Source organism: Halorubrum salsamenti, assembly GCF_007671685.1.
Classification (GTDB): domain Archaea; phylum Halobacteriota; class Halobacteria; order Halobacteriales; family Haloferacaceae; genus Halorubrum; species Halorubrum salsamenti.
In genome coordinates this window covers 1-20,550 of sequence record NZ_VCNL01000014.1, presented here as the reverse complement: position 1 = coordinate 20,550, position 20,550 = coordinate 1, and the positions used below count along the sequence as shown (strand labels likewise).

Here is a 20,550-nt window from a genome sequence, read left to right as displayed (position 1 = left end):
TTACCTTTTTAACGCGCAGGCGGTTACGATTACGTACCACAAGCTAGGCGAAGCAACGCGCCTGAGAAACCACAGGTGCCCGTTTAAGGAGAGGGGCCGCCAAACCATTCTCCTCAAACGGGTGTCCGTACCTGTGGTTTCTCGGTCCTGAGTCAAAAAGGTTCCCTTCCGTTAGGGGTACCTCTGCGCAACGGGCTGGCGTCAGTTGGCGTCGGGTGCAAGAAACCACAGGTAGCTATGAGTACACGCACCCCCGACCCCGACGAGCAGACGTATTATCGACCCTCGCAAGCCGTGGAGATCGGCCACGAGAGCGAGGTGAAGAACGTAACCAACTTTACAAGCCTTTATGAGGATTCGTTCAGAATTCCGAGGCGACGCACACGCCAAGCTAAGGGAAACGTAACCGCACCGAGAAACCGAGAAGGTTGGACACCTCTGGTTTCTCGGGCAACTGAATTAAAGCTTGCCCTCTCGGCCAGCGGCAGCGCTGTCGGTCAGGCCCAGGGCAGCTGTCCCGCGCAACGAGTGTGTGCAGACAGCGTAGCTATGATCGCATTTGCCCACTTCGAGAGACCTCATCTCGGGGACCCAATCGCCCGCTCCGGCAGGGAAGCAGACAGTTCTACCCCTCTATCCGGCGCAGAGGGCGTACAGTCCCCACCGAGCCGTATCGTTTCACCTACTGACGCCAGTTGGCCTCTTGCTGCCGACCACGTACTGCATCCGTTCTTTCGCTGCGAACAGCAGTCCGTACCTCGCCTCACCAGATCGGAAGTCTGCGACAGTGGGGTGATCCGATGACCGGCGGGGCCTCGCTCGACTGGGGCGGGCTGTACGAGGAGACCCGGAAGTACCTCGGCATTAGCGAAGGGGAACCCGTCCCGGTTGCAGAACTTCGACTGCAGGCTGAAGCACTCGGATACTTCGGTGGCGATCTTCCCGAGGGGCATCCGAAGAAAGGCCACGAACGAAAGCAGTTTGCTGGCGAACTTCGGCGGCAGACTGAACTGGTGCGAACCGGCGACGGTGTGAAGCCGGCTAAGTCTGATTCAGCCGCGACGCCGCCAGCAGCGGGAAGCGACGAAGTCACTCCGGAACCGGATGGAGACAAACCAGCTGTCGAAGAACGGGCACGGGAAGCGTTCCGTGTCGCCATCGAGTACTTCCATGAGCAGCTCGACCGGACGATCCGTCCGCACACTGACGACGGTGACTACCCGGACCGGCCTACCACGGCGCGTGAATACTTCACCAAGGTTCGCGGGTGGGACGACGAGACGCTTGCAGTGAACAAGCTCGGGTATGCGCCTGCCGGGTCAGGGCTCCTTGACAGGATGATCCAGGAAGGGTTCGACCGGGAGACCCTCATTGCTACCGGGCTGTTCAACGACCGACTTGACCCGCTGTGGAAAGGCCGGTACGTGCTCCCGTACTTCGACGGCGACGGCGAGCCGGTGTACGCAATTGCTCGGACGACCGGGACGAAAGGTGGTGGAGCAGCCGGGTACGACGGCCACCCGCGCGACCATCTCGCCGGGAAGTACGCGAAAGTCCGGCACACCGATGACCGGGTTCCGTTCGAGGAGCCGATCTGGGGCGAGCACACGCTTGAAGACGGAGAGCCCGTCATCGTCGCGGAAGGGATTGCGGACGCGATCACGGCGCATGAACGCGGGTGTTCTGTTCTGTCCCCGGTGGCGAAAGAGTTCAAGCGGAAGCATTTCGGGCCGCTGCTCGACGCGTTAGCGGCGCACGATGTCCCGACGGTCTACGTCATCGCTGACAACGACCCGATTGGCTTCGGTGAAGTCTCCGAGTACGACGGTGACGCTGACCGGATTCGAGATGCTGTCACGATCCCGCCGACAGCGCCAGGAATCGGGGGAGCGCTCCGCACGGCAAGTTACCTCGAAGACCACGACGTGACGGTTCGGGTAGCGATGCCGCCTGCACAAGTCGGTACGAAAGCCGACCTCGACGAGTACTTGCAGGACTGGGCGGAGACGCCAGCAGCGTTGATACGGAGTGCTCGTTCCCCCAAAACGTTCGCCGGGTACGAGGCTGCAACGCGACAAGCCCGTGACCGGGCAGCAACTGACGAGGCTGACTGGGATGATAACGAGAACGATGACGGCGACGCCGGGAGCGGGTACCGGTCGGCTCTTTGGGAGCTCGATCTCGGAGATCTGCTGAACGCCAGTCAAGGCGACCGCGGGAAGAATCCGCTCGGCCACGTAGGCGACTCGGAGAATTACTTCGTCATTCGTGAAGGCGAGTCCGGTGACCTGGTCGCGCGTGACTACAAGCGCGATGTCGTGTATAACGCGCTCACGTACCTACTGGTTGATGCCAGCGAACGGTCGGTTGCCAGCCCTGAAGGCCGCCTGACTGACCGCGATGTCTGGTTTGCGTGGAAACAGGCTCGGGACCGCGGTGACCTGAAAGCCGGGGACGCTGTTCCTTACCGAGCGCTGCTACACATCGTACGCGCGCATGATCTCTGCGACGAACACCGAATTCCGGACACGACCGATGACAGTCTCCCAGCAGCTGCGTATAACGCAGCGCTGGAGTACGTCGAAGAGACGGTTGGGGACCCTGGCCGAGAACCGGTCGAACCCGGCAGTCGGAACCATCCAGACGAAGTCGATCCAACAACGCTGGACCTCACGCTCGATACTGAAGTCGCCTGGCGGGCAGCTAGGACTGTCACACCTGACGATCTTGATGAAGACGCTGAACGCGTACTGAGTCTCCCAGTGAGCGACGGGCAAGGCTGGGTGTGTCCGGTCACAGGTGACGTGGTAGACATCGTCCGGGCGGTCTCGCTCGAAGAAGGGTTGATCGAGCAAGGTGACGAGCGACTCGTTGACGGCGTCTACGATGAAGCATACCGAATCGCGCGAAACCGGTACGGTGCGCCGCTCCCGCAGTACGTATCACAGGCGACGGCGACCGACAACTGGAACGTCATCCAAGGAGCCGTTTCGCAGCTAACTCATTACCATCTCTCCGAAGTCGAATCCGAAGTGACCGGCGACGGAAGCGGTGACCCCGATGTCATCGCTGAACTCGATCCGTGCTGGGAAGAGTCGAACTCGGGACGACGCATCGTTGCCTTCCACAGCGGCGCGTTTTACTGCCGTGAACACGAGCGCGTCCTCGACCCATTACGGTTCGTTGCGCTCGAAGAAGGCCTGATCAACCACTGTGACGACTCGCTCACAGGTGAAGACTTCCGACAAGCGTACCACGTCGCCCGCGAACAGCGCGGCGCACCGCTTCCCGAATGGACTGTCGGAGATCCCGACCATATCCCGGTGCTTCCGCCAGCGGAAGACCTTCTCGGAGAGTTCACAACCGATACCAGCGCGCTCGATGAGGCCCGCAGCGATGTCGAGGCGCTGTACCGCGACCTCGCAGACGACCGCTCCCAGGCGAATCTGCTCACCGCGCTCCCGGCGCTCGGAAAAACCACGTCGGTCGTGAAGAACGCGACCGACCACCCTGCTCTGTACCTCGGAGCGCGGCACGAGTTAATGGATGAAGTCGCCGCGAAAGCTGAAGACTACGGGCTGTCTTGGATGCATCTCCCGATTTTCGCTGAAGACGGCGTCGATGAGATGGCTGTCCACGACGCTGTCCGGATCGTCCGTGAAGAAGGGAAAGACATCCTGCAAGACCGGGATGAACTCGTCGAACGCATCGACGCGGATCTTGAAGACGATGAAGATGCTGACGACAGCGAGGTTCATGTTGAGGGCGACGACGATGACATCGATTTGGACCGCGGGAGTTGCCCGACAGCCAACGGCGAGCACGGCGACGCGTGGGCGCTTGCTGTTCACGCTGCGCGAGCGCTGGGTCATTCGCCTCAAGAGCTCCACACCCATGCGAAGGCGCTGTTCGGAGAGGACCTACCCTGTCAAGACGACGGGCATGACTGCCTGTATTCGCTGGCGTGGGAAGCGGTCACTGATCCGAAAGCGCCGAAGGACCTGCTGATCGGTCATTACGGCCATGGCCATGTCGCGGGCGCGCGTACCTACTACGAGCGCGAGAACGACCGGACTGAGTTGGAGCCGCGAGTCGTTGCTATCGACGAGTTCCCAGGCGGCGCGTTCGAAGAGCAGTTCGGTGAAGCCTTCCTTGATCACGCGACGTGGCTTGCGCGGTCGCTTCATTCCGATGTGGAAGACCGGCAGGATCTATTCGAACAGGATCTCTGGAACGACGACGCCGTCCGTGGATGGCTAACCGGGACTGTTACTGATGACATCCCGGCGTTCGAACGTGCAGCCACCCGACTCGATGCGCTGTACGATGCCCTGGAAGTCCTGCACGGAGCAGAACGGTTCTTAGAGGCTCGTACCGAGACTGTTGCAGACCTCGGGCTGACAGACGCGTTAGAAGCGGTTACGCGGCTCCACCCGACGTGGGATGTGGACGCTGTCAGCGCTGCTCGGGAGCGACTCCAAACAGCCATCGACGACGCGAGACAGAACTCGAACGCCAACACGGCGGTAGTGGACGACGTTGAAGAAGACGTTCTTACCGGGCTGACAGACCTGCTATTCCCGTTCGAAACTATTGACGACCAACAGTTACTCGGAGAGACGCCACCAGCCTGCCTCGAAGGCGACCTCGCCAGCATGTTTGACCAGGCTGTGAACGCCTTCGAATCCAACCGTGATGGGGCGTCAGAACTCGTGCAGGCGACGCTGACCGCTGTTGAAGGCGGGGAAGATGGCTGCCGGGAACTCGCTATTCACGCCCGCGATGGGTACGCTCACCCGAAAGCGTTCCTGTTGCTGTACGGGACGATAGCTGACGATGACACCGCGACGGAACTCACCACGGACGCGTTCGGGTTCGATCTCGATAGCGACAACGGAACGAACGTGAAGCAGGTCCGTCTCGGACGGAACACGGTGCTGGTTGATCGGAACCATCATGGAGCGTTGATCCATGAACCACCGGAATTCACCGCTCGGAACGGACAGCGGAACTCAGTAATCGGACTTGACGCAACAGGACGTGAACACCTGTGGGAACTCGCTGTCGGGACAGGCATTGAACGGCGAGATATTCACGAGACGCCGCGAGAACGCCGAGAATTCCTTCAGGCGACGCTGAATTTACAGGTGGTGCAAACGACGCCGCACACGAAAACCTATGAGGGAAGCACGAAAGGCAAGAACTTCGACGGTGACATCGCCTTGGTTCAAGCCGTCGCAGAAGAGTACGGAGCAGGGCGGTTGCGACGGGATACCCTCACATCAACGTCGAAACCTGGGGTGATCACCACGAGAGTCGTCCGGCAGGAAATCGAAGACGAGATCGAGGACGACATCAGCGCAATAGATCACTACGGGAACGTTACCGGGTCGAACGCCATGGGCGAGTTGAATCTCGGCGTCGTACTCGGGTGCCAGCACTTCGGAGACTACACGGTCGAAAAATGGGCAGCGCTCGCCGGGGAACAGGTGTCACGAAGCGGGCGCGGTGAAGCCCTCGATTACGGCTGCCAAACCGGGAATACGTACCTGAAGCATATGCGTCAGGACCAGACCCTGCAAGCTGTCCTGCGGTTCGGGCGTGACGAGGAAGGCGCAATCGTGTTCGCTCATACCGCAGCGCTACACGAAGATCTCCCCGTCGTTGGAGACGGAGCTGTCGTTCGTGCGTTCTCCGAAAGCACGCAAGAAGTCGCCCGGGCTGCCCAGCAGTTCCGTGACCAGCAGTTCACCGTAGGCGATCTTGTCGACACAGTCGATTGCTCACGTCGAACGGTGAGACGAGTTCTTGCGGAGCTCAGCGAGATGGGATACCTCGAACGGCACGACCCAGGCGAAGGGCTGGCTAATGAGTACCACGCCATCGAGGAGCCCGGCAGTGGAGACGTGGAGCTCCCGACTATCGATACGCCTGGTACTCAATCTAATGAGGACAACCACCCCGGACAAGATTCCTTAGAACAATATTATACGTGGTTTGTCCGGGTTCCCTCACCTCAGGACGAAGATCGGTCTCAACACGGGGTGGGAACAGCAACGCTTCCTGCTCCAGATGAGGTCACAACTGGTCCGCCCCCCGGCTAGTAGTACTCACTACTGCTTCAGTCGGGCCTCGATGGGCGGTACGAATAGCGGTGGGTCTCTTAGTAGGTGATTGAACAGCGGCCCGTTATCTCTTTAACCAACAGTGAGTTCGTGAATTCGCACTGTTGGTTAAATCTCTCTTCGTGGGTTCACTAGTTCGCGTCACCGCCTACTGGCGCGGGCCAGCTACGTCAGTTATCGAACTACGATATGGTCGTGCTGTGAGTCTGCGTTGCAGACTGTGAATCTGAAATATGGCTATTTTCTATGGAATTACGTGTTTACTGTATAGATACTACGCCTGAGAGTCTGGGATTTTCCAGTTAGCGGGGTAACTTTCCAACCATTTATTTAATTGCGCCTGTGAAGTAACTTTGCTAACATGCCAGGGATGACCTACAACCCGCTCGGGCTCTCGGGCCAGCGGGACAAGAACGGTACCTTCAGACCAGCACCGGACTCGCAGTATATCCGATTCCGTGAGACTGCGAAGGACGGCGATGTCCTTGACGAACTCATCGGCCTGACACTCACCTCGACCGGTATTCGAGCAGCAGCGATGGCTCATATGAAACCGTCGTGGTGGCGTAACGGACCGAACGAGCGACCCCACATTCAGATCCCCTACGGGGAGATCTGTGAACTCGGTTCGGGCAACGGTAGCGGCGGTGATACCAGTCGGGAAGGCGTCCCGTGTTTCCATTGTCGAAACCGGGCAGAGAAGCGGTGGGCCCCCGACGGTGCGGACTTCACACCAAAGTCCGAGGCAGGTGTTCGACCGATTCCGGTTCGGGACGACGACACGATCCACATCTTGGACAGCTACTTCGACCTCTACGAGAATGTCGCGTCGCAAGGAACGATCACTAATCGGGTGAAAAGCATCGCTAACCGGGCGGGTTTCGAACGGCGGGTCGTTGCGCACGATCTCCGCGACACGTACGGTACGCTCCTCGCAAAGAAGGACTTCGGACCTCACAAGATCAAGACGCTGATGGGGCACGCGAACCTCGAAGAGGCGATCAAGTACATCAAACTCGCCGGGGAAGACGTTCAGGACGAATATGATGATAAGTGGTGAACCGCCTGGGGATCTCAGCGAACGCCAACTGATACTCTACCCAGGCGAGCAGTCACTCCCGTTCACCGACGAAGGTGTAGACGCGTTCAGGACGGCCAGTCAAGAAGGCGATCATAAGGATCGTCTCATCGGAGAGGGTATCCTTTTGACTGGGCTGAAACCCGGGACGTTCGCTCATATGACCGAAGAATGGCTTGAGCGAGAGGGAGATCGGCTCTTCGTCAGGATTCCAGGTGATAGAGTCGAATGCACCGTGAGTCCTGGGCGTCGAGGGCGAACAACAAGTGGTGGCGGATACCCGTGTAAGGACTGTAAGCGGTTGAGAGACGGGTACTGGACGCTAAACGGAACGCTGCAACCTCGGAGAGTGCCGGTACCAGAACCTGGGGTTGCCCGATTCATAGAGGCGTACTTCGCTACCCACGACCGCGTCTGTACTCCTGGGACAGTGAGTCATCGGCTGGAGAAGATTGGTGAGCGAGCTGGCTTCGAGAAGACTGTCTCGGGGACGAATCTGCGGATGACGTTCGGGAAGATGCTGGCAGAGAAAGGTTTCAGCAGCGATGTCATCCGTCAAGTGATGGGCTTTCGAGACAACCACCAAGGCAAGGTGATGACTCAGCGGTATTTCATTCTGTCAGAAGAGCACGAGAACCCGATCTATCACTGTGGGGAAGAAACAGACTCCGGATCACCTTGCGGACGTGAGGTTTTCTTCCCGGATCAGACGTGCTACCTTCATGGACAGGAGTAGTAATCATTCGGTTGGATCGACTTGACGAAGGCCCATTGACTGAGTTTGCCAGCGTATAAGACCATTAGCGAGTGTCGACGATACATGAGGGAACGGCAAGCTAGAGCGATTAACGCGCCGTACGTGTGGGTCGCGCGCCTCACCGGATCGGTCAGTGACTACACCGGATTTTGTAGCCGCCAAACAGCGCGTCGGTGGGTCGAGGAGCGAATCGAGACGGACAGCGAGAACGCTGGCTGGACGGTCGGTGAGTCAGTTGACACGTATCACGTTCCGGACCGCCCGGAAGCGGGACGTGTAGAACTCGTCGTCGTTAGTGATGCAACGGCGATTATCCATGAAGACATGTGAATCAAATCGTTTTCTCAGACGATTTGATTTCAGTTGTTCTTCCAAGCACCGCTAAGAACATCGCTCACCGCTTCAGCTGTTTCAGACGCATCAATATGGGAATAGGCATCGTGAGTCGTTCGGATAGACTCGTGACGCAACGCTGACTGCGCGAGCTCAGCCGATTCCCGGTAAAGCAGGTCCCCCAATCCTCGTCGAGCTCCGTGCGGTTTCAGATACCCGCCTTCAACATCGATGTCAGCCCGTTCACATAACCGTTCCATCAACGTTCGTGCCCCTCGAACCGTGATGGCAGGCGGTGAAATACCGTACTCTCGGAGAATCTCCTTTGTGGGCTGTTCGTCCAGGAGCGTCTCAATCGCTGATTCTTCCCATCCACGCTGTCCAAGTTCCCTTCGAATCGTTCTGTACAGCGACGGGACGTGTGCGGTCGGAAATACAGGCCAGTCGTTTGAGGCGGGTTGTTGTACGTCGTAGTGGCGACGAAGATGATCCCGCGCTTGAGACGGAAGCTGAGCGTATTCCCACTGCTGATTTTTTCCGAGCACGCGTAACGCTCCACTCTCCAGATCGACGCGTTGCCACCGTAGCCCCTGTCGCCCGTCTCGGTCATCGTCGGCGTCACGGCAGATTTCTGCTCCCCGCACACCAGTCGAGGCCAATAGCGAGACCAACGCCCGGTTTCGGATGGGTATCGCTGCTGCATCCATCCCGCCGTCATTGAGCCGTTCGTCAATACGCTGAGAGAGGTGTGTGAACAACGCTTGGACATCCTCGGGCGTCCAGAATTGCCGATCCGGCTCGGTCGTATCTTCGGGGAGTTCTTTCGTGGCTCTCGTAGCCGCAGCAGGATTCGTGTCGATCAGCCCATCTTCAACAGCCCAACTGAGACAGGCTCGGACTGTCGCATAGTATGTGTTCGCAGTCGAGGCAGCGAACTCGCCATTCCGGACCCGCTTACGGAGTTCCTGCGCGTATGCCCGCATCACGCCGTCGTCGATCTGCTCTAATCGAGACAACCCCTGGGGTTCAAGCCACGTAACCCACCGTCCAAGCGCTGCTGAGGCGAGTCCTCGGTAATTCCCCCCGCCTTGCCCCTTAGCCTTCGCTTCCAAGTAACGATTTACAACGCCGTCAATTCGGGTCTCAGGAGCCTGTCCCGGTCGTGTAGTCACGATTCGTGGTCACCTGACGGCAAGGTGGTGTCGGAAACCACTTCTCTTTACTGGTCTAAAGAGAAGTGACTCAACACACCCTATTTCGAGTGAAAACCGCCAGACGGCGTGGTGTTCGACCCTGTCATAAATCACAGACCGCTATATGGAAAGGTTGGGCGCGTTTCGCCAAGCAGTTAACCTTAAGGTTAATCTTAAAGTTGGTCAAAGGGTGGTGGCGGTAGCCTCGTATGATATTAACCAACACCAGCGGAAGTTGCGCGTTTGACTGTTGGTTAAAGCGAAGGCCCGGCCTGCCGACTTCCCGTCGTTAGAGGTGCGGAGTCTCCGAAATCGAGATGTGAGATCCTATGTTGGCCCTTGACACCAACGAAAAGTCTTATTGTATGTTGGCGCGTTGCACCAACATAGGTAGCATAGATGGGATCGACGGTCATCTACGAAGACCAAGACACGTTCGACGACGGCACCCGGTACGAGATGATCGCCACCGCCATCCCAAAAAGTGACGACTACCCCGAAGGAGTCAAGTACCGATTCCAGTACATGGCCGAAGACGGTCGCACGCTACTTCGGTTCGACAACTACCCGAACCATCCCGGGGTAGACCGTCACCACTACCATCCCCCACCGGTGTCTATGACGACATTGAGTACACCGGCCTCAAAGCCCACGTCCGGCGGTTCTACAACGAGATAGACGACCGCCGCGAGAGGTGACCAACATGCCCGACCAACCTAACACACCTGACGACACCGATGATGCCAACAGCACCGACTCTGAGACCGAGGAGATCGTGGTGGACGACATCGAAGCCGAGGCGGGCTTCCTCGAAGACCGCGATCCTGAGGACTATCCCTCGATACTCCGGATCACGTCCAACTCTGAACAGGCGCACCGCCAGGACGCTCTCGACCGACTCGACCGCTGGGAAGATGGCGAGGAGATCCCGCACGTCATCAACTTCCAGAACCCGAGTGATCTCCGGGCGCTGCTCACCGACCGCCGCGTCGAACTCCTTCGGAGTATTATGACCGAGCGCCCGGACAGCATCCGCCAACTGGCCGAGCGCTTGGACCGCGATGTCAAGAGCATTCACGACGACCTTCAGGTCCTCGCTGACTACGACATCGTCCACTTCGAACAGGCTGGCCGGGCGAAGCGCCCGTTCGTCCCCTACGACACCATTGAAGTTAGTCTCGAAATTTCGACGCCGCGCCCAGCTGATGACGCTGCGCCGGTCTGAGCGATTCGCCACACGATAGTGATGAATGAATCAGAACCCCCGGACGACTCTGAAAAGGTGGTCGTTGATGTTACCAAGCACGGGCAGACGACCATCCCAGAGCGGTTCCGCGAGAAGCTCGGGATTGAGGCCCCTAGCAAGGTAGTGTTCCGGGAGACCGAGGACGGTGAGATAATTGTCGAACAGGTTCGCTCCCCGAGCGAGATGCGGGGCTTTGCTGCCCGCAGCGAGGCATCCACCGATAAGCCTGCATCGGAGATTCTCCGCGAGAAGCGCGAGCAACACTGCGAAGAGGACCTGGACAAAAAACGAACGAGTAACTCACGAAGATCACAACAATGAATGAGAACGTCGATCCTGATGACCCACGACCTGAGGGGCATTATTACATCGCCCGCGACGCCGAGTGGCATTACGTGAACGACGACCTTGCTGAGACGATTTCTTTGGGCCCGGCGACGGACGGGGAGCCGGGCGACGATTGGGTACTCTCGTTCACACCTGAAGCCGCGACTCCAGACGACCGCGAGCGCGTTTGCGTTCGGCTGACACCATGGGCGCTCCACGAGCTGTACATCGAGAGCAAGAACCTGTCACCTGATGCCCGTCAGGCTGGTCACAGCGCCGAGTGTGGCCTCTGTGGAGAACAGGTTCCGCTCGACCAGGCGTGGCCAGACAATCGGAAAGAACCATGCCATCCAGAGTGTTACGCCGACGCGTTCGGCGCGCCACCGTGGTACGATGGCCGCTGATCAGGGATGCGTCTTTAGTGCGGTTTGGCTACGATTTTCACCGTCTTTGACCCACTCTGAGGCGCTTTGGGGCAAGTTTAAGATTAATATTAGGCTTAGGCAGAGGTTCGAGATCGGAGCAGCTCCCCTGCGACGCAGCGGCGAGCGTCAGAATTCGCGCTCGATTTCTAACTTCCGCATAGCTTTCTCGAAGACCTCAGGATGGCGGTGAGCCAATTTCTCTAAATGGTCCCGGATTGACTGCGCAGGGTTCGCTTCGACCTCGTCAGCGTTCTGAAGCTCCTGATAGAAGGCGTGCATTTCCGCCGTTACTGCAATCCCGACGGTTTTCTCCTTTGGCGCGGACCCGCTGTTGAGTGCGTCCAAGTACTGCTCGGGATCGAACCCATCGTTACTCTCACCAGAACGACCTTGTTCCTGGTCTTCCTCTGCTGCGTCAAACGCGTCTGTCATCGGGTTATCGCTCATAGTTAATCTTAAGGTTAGTATTATTCTTAGGCGTAGTCTTCAATCGTTTCGTCAGTGATCTCGATTCCTTCGTCAGCAGCAAATTGCCGCGCCCCAGCCCGGTACGCATGATAACACTGCTGACGGACTGACCGCGGCGTTCCATCTGACCGGTCAACAACCGTCTGAATCGCAGACGCGGTGTACGGGTCTGACAGGTACCCGTCAGTGTACTCCTCGTCACGAGCCCATGCTAACCACCGGGCGATCAACTCTTCCGTCTCCTCGAACCCGAATCGTTCCAACGACCGGTTCTTCGCCACCAATCGAGACGACAAGGTCTCCCGGAGCTCATCAATCCGATCCGCTGCGGTCGGAGTTCCAAACAGGAACAAAATGAACACGGGTTCGCTTTCACCGAGGTCTCCGATGCTTTGTAGTCCGGCTAACAGCTGTTCGAACGTGCGCGTATTCCGTGCTGCGTCTTCGAGTTGGTCAACCTGGACGATACACGTGAGACCGGTCTCCTCTAACTGATCAGCAACGTCTTCAACGACTTGCCGAACCTCATCCGTTGGGTGCGGATACGTCTCCGGCACATCGAGCGCCTCGTACTTCGACAGTTCATCCAAGAGCCGGGTGTACAACCGTCGCGTCGTGATACTTTCGACCTCGCGGATTCGAGCGATAGCGAACTCGTCGCTGCGGGGCCCATCACTCAAAGCGTCGTACACGAGCTCTCGAAAGTGGGTTTTCCCCGCCCCTCGCTTGTCGATCACCGAAATGTGCCCGGCACGCGTCAGTATGTGCGAGGCGACCTCTTGGAGAAGATCTTCGTTGACCCGGACAGCAACGCGCGCGTCGGGAAGCGATTCCGCAGCGAACGGTGTTCGACCCTCAACGAGGCCCAACTGCTCACCGTACCGAGCATGAGCAGCCTCGGCATCGTCGAGCGCCGCGGTGAACTGATCCGACATAACACACGCGGGTTAACGTTAGCCCTAACCTTAAGATTAAGTCAGACATGGGTGCCGAGTCTGCTAAAAACGGACTTCTCTACGCAGCAACGGAGTGGAGCTAAGTCTCTTGATTGGAGAATTCAGATGGGTTGGCCATACTCAAATCGGAACACGTCTGTGAGTTCCTTCACCAGTTGAGTTCGCTTCCCAATTCGGACTGCGAACAACAATTTGCTTTAGGCCTGAAGCTCTATCCCTTCGACTGGATCGCGTACAGTTCTTCATACTGCCCGCCGTTATCGAGTAATTCAGTGTGTGTCCCGGTCTCAGTCACTTCTCCGTCATCCATCGTGTAGATCCGGTCGGCATTCTGAACCGTAGACAGTCGATGCGCGATAGTGATCATCGCGTAGTCCCGGTCCATCGCTTCAATCGCCGCCTGGACTTCCTGCTCCAGGTTCGAGTCCAGATCGCTTGTCGCCTCGTCCAAGACCAACAGGTCCGCATCTTCTAACAACGCTCGCGCCAACGCAACACGTTGCTTCTGGCCACCAGAGAGACGGACGCCATCGTCGCCCACCATCGTGTCGTACCCGTTCGGCAGGTCATCGAAGAATTCGTCAACCCGCGCGATCTCGCAGACACGATCTAACTCTGCTTCCGTCACGTCTCGGTTCCCAATCGTGAGGTTATACCGCAGTGTATCGTTGAAGATGAACGGGCTTTGACGCACGACGGAGAGCCGGTCACGCCACTCATCGATGTCCATCTCGTCGATTGGGACACCGTTCGCCCGGACCTCGCCCTCGTCTATCTCGTATAGGCGAGCCAGTAAGGACACAATCGTTGACTTGCCAGCTCCGGATTGCCCGACAAACGCGATGAACTCGCCTTTCTCCACCTCAAAATCTACTCCGCGGAGCACCTGCTCGTCGCCGTCGTACGAGAATCGAACATTATCGAATTCTACGTGGTTAACCTCTGCTGGGACATCCCGGGTGGGTTCGTTCGGCTCTTCCCGACTCTCCAGTTCTCGGATAAACTTCTGCGTCCGGACAAGGTGAGGCAAGTCATTTTCGAGGTTGTAGAATTGCTGATTCACCTGACTCACCTTCGGTCCTAATTGGAACATCGCAAATAGGAACACCCCGAGCGCTCCAACAGACAGGTTAGCAAAAGTCAGTGCGAGGTAGATCAGGACAAACACGGAGACTGCCACACCGAGATTGTAGAAGTTATTGATCGCGGCCTCGTTACGCCGAAGTTTGATACGGGACTCCGTGAACTGGTTAATCGCATCCATGAAGTCCTGGTACAGCTCATCAGCAAGACCGAAAATCCGGATGTCCCTGATTCCCTGAGTCCCGGCTTGCGCTGCTTCCTGCCGTTGTTCGTTCGCCTCAGCTACCAGGTCCCCAAGCTCGTATCCTGGCTCCACAACATTCCGAAGTAACACGGTGAGGCCCCCGAGAACGACAAGCGCAAACAGCGTGAGTGAGGGAGCAATGAACAGTGCGATCACCAGATATGCCAGCGATAAGAACAGCGTTTCCGTGAGTTTCACAACACGCTGAATCGCCCGGCCAGCGTAGTTCGTTTGCGTGACAATCGCGTTCAGGATGTCGTCGGAGCCCTCTTCGTCAAAGTACTCGATGCGAGCATCTAACGCGCTTCCGAACGCTCGCATCTGTAGATCACGGATGTAGTACGTCCGCAGGGCTTCGCGGAACCAAGCCACGATGAAACTCATCGTGTACCGGGCTGTCATCACGACAGCAACGCCGACAACGACGAACCCGAGGGTGAACGGGATACCCAACGTTTGGTATACCGTTACGAACGCGGCCATGAGCCCGTCAGCTTGGGCAACGGGGTCTTCTGCCTGGACGATCTCAACGATTGGTAGAATAAAACTTAGACCGACCCCTTCGAGGACCGCAGCAACGAGTCCAAGCCCGATGATCAGTACCGTAAACTTCGGGTTGAACCGAGCTACATCAAGAAGCGCGTCGATCTTCTCCCGACGAGAGACAGTGTCGTTTTCTGAATCAACCATGGGTACCTGTGTGAAGACGCATCTACCAAGATAGAAGAGACATGACCGACAAAAGTACTCTGACTTCGTGGTCGGCACCGCTAAGTTAGCGGTGCCTCGTGGTCTGAGGCAAATACTCGTACTATTTTTAACGGGTAGTCCTAATTGTGGTAGTATGAATAAGGCAACTCGATTTTTTAACGTGGCCCGGACCGATGGGTTTATTTCGGCATTGGAAAAATCCAAAAATTACACCACACAAAGTTTTAAAGATACCCTACTATTGGCACCCAATAGAAGTATAAAAATCGGCGTTTATAATCGTCTTTATCGACCGTTTTTAGAACGTGATATTGGAGCAGGTGTCGATATAATGAGCCAAGATTATGATAATCTGATTTTATTAGATGCATATCGAGCAGACACTTTCAAAAAGCATAGTCGGTTTGAAGGACAACTAAGTACTAATACTTCATATGGGAATTGGAGTTTGGAATTTGTAGTCAAAAATTTCCAAGGAAGAGAATTTCACGATACCGTTTGTGTTACGGCTAACCCATACTATCAAGAACGATTCAATTTGGGTTCATCAACTTTCCATAAGCTAATCGATACTGGAGCAACTGATCCTCGTGAGAGCTTAGAGAAGACGACAACAGCTGCAATTAGAGCGATGAAAAATCACCCTAATAAGCGCCTTCTTATTCACTATATGCAGCCCCATGGCCCACATATAGGAGAAAGAGCAGATGAAATCCGGACTGACCACCCTGAATACCGGCGAATGTTTTCGCTGTATAGAGACGGGTTAGTATCGAACGAAACATTATGGAAAACATATATAGATACAATTGAAATAGTTGAATCTCAGGTTGACGATTTATTGGATGAGCTTAATGGGAAGACTGTGATCAGCTCCGATCATGGAGAGAATATGGGAGAGATACAACACGGGATAGAAATGGTAGAGCACGGGCTTGAGACACCAGAGTGTCGATTAGTTCCATGGTTAGAATTACCCTATGAAGATCGTAGAGAAATAATCGCAGAACCACCTGTGGAAGTTGATCCAATCGATGAAAAAGAAATTGAAGAGAGATTGTCTGATTTAGGATATGTGTGACACCTATAAAATATATCGGATGCTTCGGCGGACAGTTTCAACAAATCCTCGACGTTGATAGCTTGAGTAAAATAATTTGAATAACCTCGGGAGCGAATAACTATATGAAATACCTCGTGATAGTAGTATAACGAGCTGATTCAAATATCGACTTGTTGGACAGTAGATATCACCTCTTTTCGGATGGAAAAACAATCTCGGTCTATCTGTTATATTCATACGGTTATTTATATCCTCAATATCTTGTACAGTAGTTTGACTGTGAGCTAAGTGTCCATGGATTATCTTCACGTCACCGGTTACTTGCATCGGCCATTCTGCCAAGCAATTGTAGAGATTTGAGAGACCCATATGATTTACATCTGTTTCGGTAATTGCAATTCGGAAAGATGACTGATCGCGCTCAATGTCGCTATTTTGATGAATGTTGACCCAGTTGTTAATGAGTTCTTTGCACTGCTTGTTTTGATTGTAGGCTATAACGCCTGTTTGGAATAGAGGCACGCTCTCGGGGATATCTCCAAAATCAACACCGTCCATATATCTTAGCTCATATTCATTAGGGTCAATTGTGGTTGCCAAATCCGCATAGTCAAGTAACTCAAACAATTCAGGAACCGGCTGAAGCAAGAAGGCATCTCCATCCATATAGATTGTTTTATCATACGGTGATTTCAACAAATTTTTGGGTTTATCAAAGAATGAACGTTCAGGAGATTCATCTATAATCACATCATCAATATATTCAGAATTCACCTCTCTATCGCTGACTACTGCGATTGGCAAGTCCATATGACGCTTCGTAACTCTCGCTGAAAACTTCGCCTCTTCAATATACTGTTCCCCGGTAGCGACATAAAGAAACCCCTTATCCATAGTTCACGCACTCACTGTATTCGATTGAGTTTAACGATTCTACGGTATGCCGTGGAGAGATGAATACCATTGATATGGATTGAGACAGGTTGTAGAGATATGACTCATCGTGTTTTGGTTACGGGCGGTTCCGGGTTTCTTGGCAGTCATCTGTGTGAACGGTTACTATCTGATGGACACGAAGTAATCTGCCTTGACAATTTCGGCAGTGGCCAGCGGAAAAATATCGAGCAACTCGAAGACCATCCCTCGTTCACCGTTAACGACCGCGACGTGCGAATCCCGGGATCGCTCCCGTCTGTAGATCGAATCTACCATCTTGCGTCGCGGGCCTCTCCAGCGGACTTCACCGACTTCCCTGTCAACATCGCGTTAGCAAATACGCAGGGGACACGCCGACTCTTGGATCACGCGCGCGCCTGCGACGCGCGGATGGTGTTCGCCAGCACGAGTGAAGTCTACGGCGACCCCGAAGTACATCCGCAGCCAGAGACCTACACCGGGAACGTGAACATCCGGGGGGTTCGAGGCTGCTATGACGAATCCAAACGCTTCGGAGAAACACTCACCGTTGCGTACCAGCGGAAACACAACGTCGATGCTCGAACAGTCCGGATCTTCAACACGTACGGACCGCGTATGCGGCCCGACGACGGGCGGGTTGTTCCGACGTTCATCACGCAAGCGCTGCGCGGCGAGGATCTCACGATCTACGGTGACGGCGAACAGACCCGCAGCTTCTGCTACGTAGACGATCTAATTACCGGACTCGTATCTCTGATGCGTGTCGAGAATCCTGAGCACGATGTGTACAATATTGGGAAAGAGAACGAGCGGACAATCAAAGAGCTCGCACATGAAGTGCTGGATATTGTTGATACGAGCTCTGACATCACCTATGAACCGCTTCCCGAAGATGACCCGAGCCAACGCAGGCCCGATATTTCACGAGCCAAGACAGAGTTGAATTGGGAGCCTGAAATACACCTAGCAGAAGGACTGGAGAAGACAATTAGCTATTTCGAATCAAATCTCTCGTGAAACGTATGAGTGAAAACGATAGCTCACCGCCGACATTACCCGAGAAGATATACCGATATTATTCGAGAAATGGTATAACCGACTTACTCAAAGAATCAGTCCCATTCCTAACAAGGCAAATAGTTGATCGACAAAAGGTTACAGCCGACGAGATTATCAGACAAACAAACACTCACCAATTCTGGGAAGAGAGCAAAGAAAGTAGTTTCTCTATCTCAGAGTCGAACAACCAACGACTACGCAGTGAATTTAAACCCTATCCAAAAAAATTCAACCCCCGACCTGGGACAGTGTATGAGATCGAAGACTGTGATTTGATAGGCCCCCATGCTATCGGGTTATATGAAGGAAAGAATCTCATATCTGAAACTTCTGGGTTCCGTATTGGGAATATGTTTGTTGGTTCTAGAGGCGAAATCATAATACACAACACCAAATCGCGGTTCAAAATCGGACCTAGCAAATCAAAGGAGAGTGTGTTCCCACTCATAAGCCCAGATCCAAGTTATTATCATTGGATGATGGAATATCTACCCAAACTTCGACTTCTTGAATTATATCAGAAAGAGACAGGGAAAGAACCTACTTTGTTGATTGAGTCGAATCCACGAGACTTCGTATGTGATACACTCAAAGCAGCTGGCTATGACTCTACTCAATACACAGAATGGGACCAGCAAGAGACAAGAGTCGAAAAACTAATTGTTACTACGCACCGCCCACACATTTTCAATTACGAAACACCCGAGTTATCAAATTATAATCCATCAATCAGGGACTTTAGTTGGTTGCGTGACCGAATGAGGTCGAATATACCTGACTCAGGCACCAATTCGGATACTCCAGAGAAAGTCTACATTTCTCGGCAGGAAGCTAGTAGAGAGCGGAAAGTAGTCAATCAGAATCAACTTAAGGGAATTTTAGAAAAATACGGGTTCGAGACGTATAAACTAGAAACACTTCCCTTCAAAGAACAATTAGAAACCTTCTATAAAGCAGATGTGATTATGGGACCACATGGTGCTGGTCTTTTGAATATGATATTCGCGGACGACCCAACAGTAATTGAGTTGTTCCCCGAATCAGTAATAAAACCCCACTTCCACTTTTTGGCTGATATGTTTGACTTTGACTACACATCTATGATTACTAAATCTGAAGAGAATAATTTAATAATAGATCCAGACGAGCTAGATGAACTACTCAGTGACATATCTGACAAGAAATCACAACCAGCAGTCTGATCAAGGTGTGCTCGGGCGGTAACCGATTTATCGACCGGTTCAGTCGTTTTGCAAGCGCTTTTTGTGATGAATTCAGTAACCCTACACACCAGTCCCTGCGAATTTGCCCGTTTCAGTATGAGAAGCGGGCCGGTGTCGTAGCACCGACCCAGGGGCTGTCGAGAGGACAACCCATGCAAATCAACGCTGCTGACACAAATGAATCATTCGAACTGACGCGTAGCACCGGGCGTGACGCCGAGACTGACCTGCTCGATACGCAGGTCCGCGGTGTTCACGTTCTTGAGGCAATCGAACAGAGCGACGAGTTGCGTGATCGACCCGTCCAGGTTCTCTGCCCGAACTGTGGTGGGGAAGTCGAGCGGTACGAAGACGGGCTCCCACCGTACTTGTCGTGGTTCAAATCGCGGTGTTCGGACTGCGAGGTCGAACTGCGGCGGTGGAGCGCGGTCGCGGTCGATGCCGCGTACACCGAGATGGTGACGCCGTCAGAACTGGCTGAACTCGTCCAGGCGTACTGGGATCGGCACCTGTGGGACGGGATTCAGACGGCTGAGAACTGTCCCCGGACGCGTGAGTTCACCGAGGCGTACTCGAAGCGAGCGCAGCAGTACGGCTGGGAGTGGAGCCCGACCTGTCCACTCTGCCGACGGACGCTTGACGAACTCGGGATTAGCTGGTTGGACTACCATCATTGGCAGAAAGAGCCTGATGTTGGGATCTGTCTCTGTCGAAGCTGTCACGACGACATCAACGGTGGGGACTGCGACACGAACGTGGACTGGCAGGCACGGAAACTCGGGCTGAAGAACAAACACGACTTCCAAATCCTGAGGCTGGCTGCCCGGGAACACTTGGCCGAGCCTGCGGCCTCGCTCGATACGTTCGCTGCCCGGCTCGTCGAACGGTATAACCTCATCCAGACCCCCGAGGCCGTTCGAACGATCATCGACCAGGGGCGGGAAAGCGAGGAAGTACAGTCAGTGATCGACCACGAGCTCCCTGACTGTTCCACCCGATGATGTCGGGATTCACCGTCGAGTATTCGCCTGCGTACCGTCCTCGTCGTAGGATTCGATACGAACCGCACGACGACGGGGACGGCTACTGGCGAACCATCGAAGAGTGGGACGGCGACCAGTGGTGTGTCGAACGGCGAGAAACGATCACTGATGTCGCGTACGATGTTGATGCCGACCGACTCTGGTCTGAACCGGTAGGGTAGCGCCGACACGATGTCTGACGTGTGGCAGACAAGTCTCTAAGAATGGGTGGTCAGGATTACTTACCTTTTTAACGCGCAGGCGGTTACGATTACGTACCACAAGCTAGGCGAAGCAACGCGCCTGAGAAACCACAGGT

General features: G+C 54.9%; 16 protein-coding genes. 11 read left to right on the top strand and 5 right to left on the bottom strand.

What is annotated here, in order from left to right:
- Positions 1-800: 800 nt before the first annotated feature.
- The 3 genes from FGL94_RS18485 to FGL94_RS17800 all read left to right on the top strand — a co-directional run bounded on the left by FGL94_RS18485 (position 801) and on the right by FGL94_RS17800 (position 7,939).
- Positions 801-6,104: an SgrR family transcriptional regulator gene (locus tag FGL94_RS18485; RefSeq protein ID WP_186313451.1), complete on the top strand. Its 5,304-nt coding sequence runs from the start codon at positions 801-803 to the stop codon at positions 6,102-6,104.
- A 382-nt stretch (positions 6,105-6,486) separates the two neighbouring features.
- On the top strand, positions 6,487-7,185 hold the full coding sequence (locus FGL94_RS17805) for a tyrosine-type recombinase/integrase (RefSeq protein ID WP_144928092.1): 699 nt from the start codon (positions 6,487-6,489) through the stop codon (positions 7,183-7,185).
- Positions 7,172-7,939 carry a tyrosine-type recombinase/integrase gene (locus FGL94_RS17800; protein ID WP_186313450.1) on the top strand — a complete coding sequence of 256 codons (768 nt, stop codon included), beginning with the start codon at positions 7,172-7,174 and terminating at the stop codon, positions 7,937-7,939. The genes FGL94_RS17805 and FGL94_RS17800 overlap by 14 nt, the downstream gene beginning before the upstream one ends.
- Positions 7,940-8,319: 380 nt before the next feature.
- Here the strand turns inward: FGL94_RS17800 and FGL94_RS18955 are convergent, their stop codons facing one another.
- Positions 8,320-9,000: a tyrosine-type recombinase/integrase gene (locus FGL94_RS18955; RefSeq protein ID WP_345775948.1), complete on the bottom strand. Its 681-nt coding sequence runs from the start codon at positions 8,998-9,000 to the stop codon at positions 8,320-8,322.
- 885 nt (positions 9,001-9,885) lie between these two features.
- Here FGL94_RS18955 and FGL94_RS17790 point away from each other — a divergent pair.
- Genes FGL94_RS17790 through FGL94_RS17775 form a run of 4 tightly spaced genes read left to right on the top strand, consistent with a single transcriptional unit; the run spans position 9,886 to position 11,463 of the window.
- Positions 9,886-10,164, top strand: a complete 279-nt coding sequence (locus FGL94_RS17790) for a toxin-antitoxin system TumE family protein (RefSeq protein WP_206664965.1) — start codon at positions 9,886-9,888, stop codon at positions 10,162-10,164.
- Positions 10,165-10,189: 25 nt separating this feature from the next.
- Entirely contained in the window at positions 10,190-10,711 is a 522-nt protein-coding gene (locus FGL94_RS17785) for an HVO_A0114 family putative DNA-binding protein (RefSeq protein ID WP_144928086.1), read from the top strand.
- Between the two features lie 21 nt (positions 10,712-10,732).
- The gene (locus tag FGL94_RS17780) at positions 10,733-11,053 is read left to right on the top strand and encodes an AbrB/MazE/SpoVT family DNA-binding domain-containing protein (protein ID WP_144928083.1); all 321 of its coding nucleotides are present in this window, start codon (positions 10,733-10,735) and stop codon (positions 11,051-11,053) included.
- The gene (locus FGL94_RS17775; RefSeq protein ID WP_144928080.1) at positions 11,050-11,463 is read left to right on the top strand and encodes a hypothetical protein; all 414 of its coding nucleotides are present in this window, start codon (positions 11,050-11,052) and stop codon (positions 11,461-11,463) included. The genes FGL94_RS17780 and FGL94_RS17775 overlap by 4 nt, the downstream gene beginning before the upstream one ends.
- Positions 11,464-11,610: 147 nt before the next feature.
- Here FGL94_RS17775 and FGL94_RS17770 read toward each other — a convergent pair whose 3' ends face one another.
- The 3 genes from FGL94_RS17770 to FGL94_RS17760 form a co-directional block, all read right to left on the bottom strand.
- The gene (locus tag FGL94_RS17770) at positions 11,611-11,931 is read right to left on the bottom strand and encodes a hypothetical protein (protein WP_186313449.1); all 321 of its coding nucleotides are present in this window, start codon (positions 11,929-11,931) and stop codon (positions 11,611-11,613) included.
- Between the two features lie 26 nt (positions 11,932-11,957).
- Positions 11,958-12,887, bottom strand: a complete 930-nt coding sequence (locus tag FGL94_RS17765; protein WP_144928077.1) for a hypothetical protein — start codon at positions 12,885-12,887, stop codon at positions 11,958-11,960.
- A 232-nt stretch (positions 12,888-13,119) separates the two neighbouring features.
- Positions 13,120-14,925 carry an ABC transporter ATP-binding protein gene (locus FGL94_RS17760; RefSeq protein ID WP_144928073.1) on the bottom strand — a complete coding sequence of 602 codons (1,806 nt, stop codon included), beginning with the start codon at positions 14,923-14,925 and terminating at the stop codon, positions 13,120-13,122.
- A gap of 154 nt (positions 14,926-15,079) precedes the next feature.
- On the opposite strand from FGL94_RS17760, the gene FGL94_RS17755 reads away from it, so the two are divergent.
- The gene (locus tag FGL94_RS17755) at positions 15,080-16,027 is read left to right on the top strand and encodes an alkaline phosphatase family protein (protein WP_144928069.1); all 948 of its coding nucleotides are present in this window, start codon (positions 15,080-15,082) and stop codon (positions 16,025-16,027) included.
- Between the two features lie 3 nt (positions 16,028-16,030).
- On the opposite strand, the gene FGL94_RS17750 is transcribed toward FGL94_RS17755, so the two are convergent.
- Complete coding sequence (locus FGL94_RS17750; RefSeq protein WP_144928066.1) at positions 16,031-16,903, bottom strand: hypothetical protein; 873 nt, start codon at positions 16,901-16,903, stop codon at positions 16,031-16,033.
- Between the two features lie 99 nt (positions 16,904-17,002).
- On the opposite strand from FGL94_RS17750, the gene FGL94_RS17745 reads away from it, so the two are divergent.
- The 3 genes from FGL94_RS17745 (at position 17,003) to FGL94_RS17735 (ending at position 20,210) form a co-directional block, all read left to right on the top strand.
- Positions 17,003-17,944, top strand: coding sequence for a UDP-glucuronic acid decarboxylase family protein (locus FGL94_RS17745; RefSeq protein WP_144928063.1), 942 nt, complete (start codon positions 17,003-17,005; stop codon positions 17,942-17,944).
- A 5-nt stretch (positions 17,945-17,949) separates the two neighbouring features.
- Positions 17,950-19,188, top strand: a complete 1,239-nt coding sequence (locus FGL94_RS17740) for a glycosyltransferase family 61 protein (RefSeq protein ID WP_144928060.1) — start codon at positions 17,950-17,952, stop codon at positions 19,186-19,188.
- 173 nt (positions 19,189-19,361) lie between these two features.
- Complete coding sequence (locus FGL94_RS17735; protein WP_144928057.1) at positions 19,362-20,210, top strand: hypothetical protein; 849 nt, start codon at positions 19,362-19,364, stop codon at positions 20,208-20,210.
- Positions 20,211-20,550 lie beyond the last annotated feature (340 nt).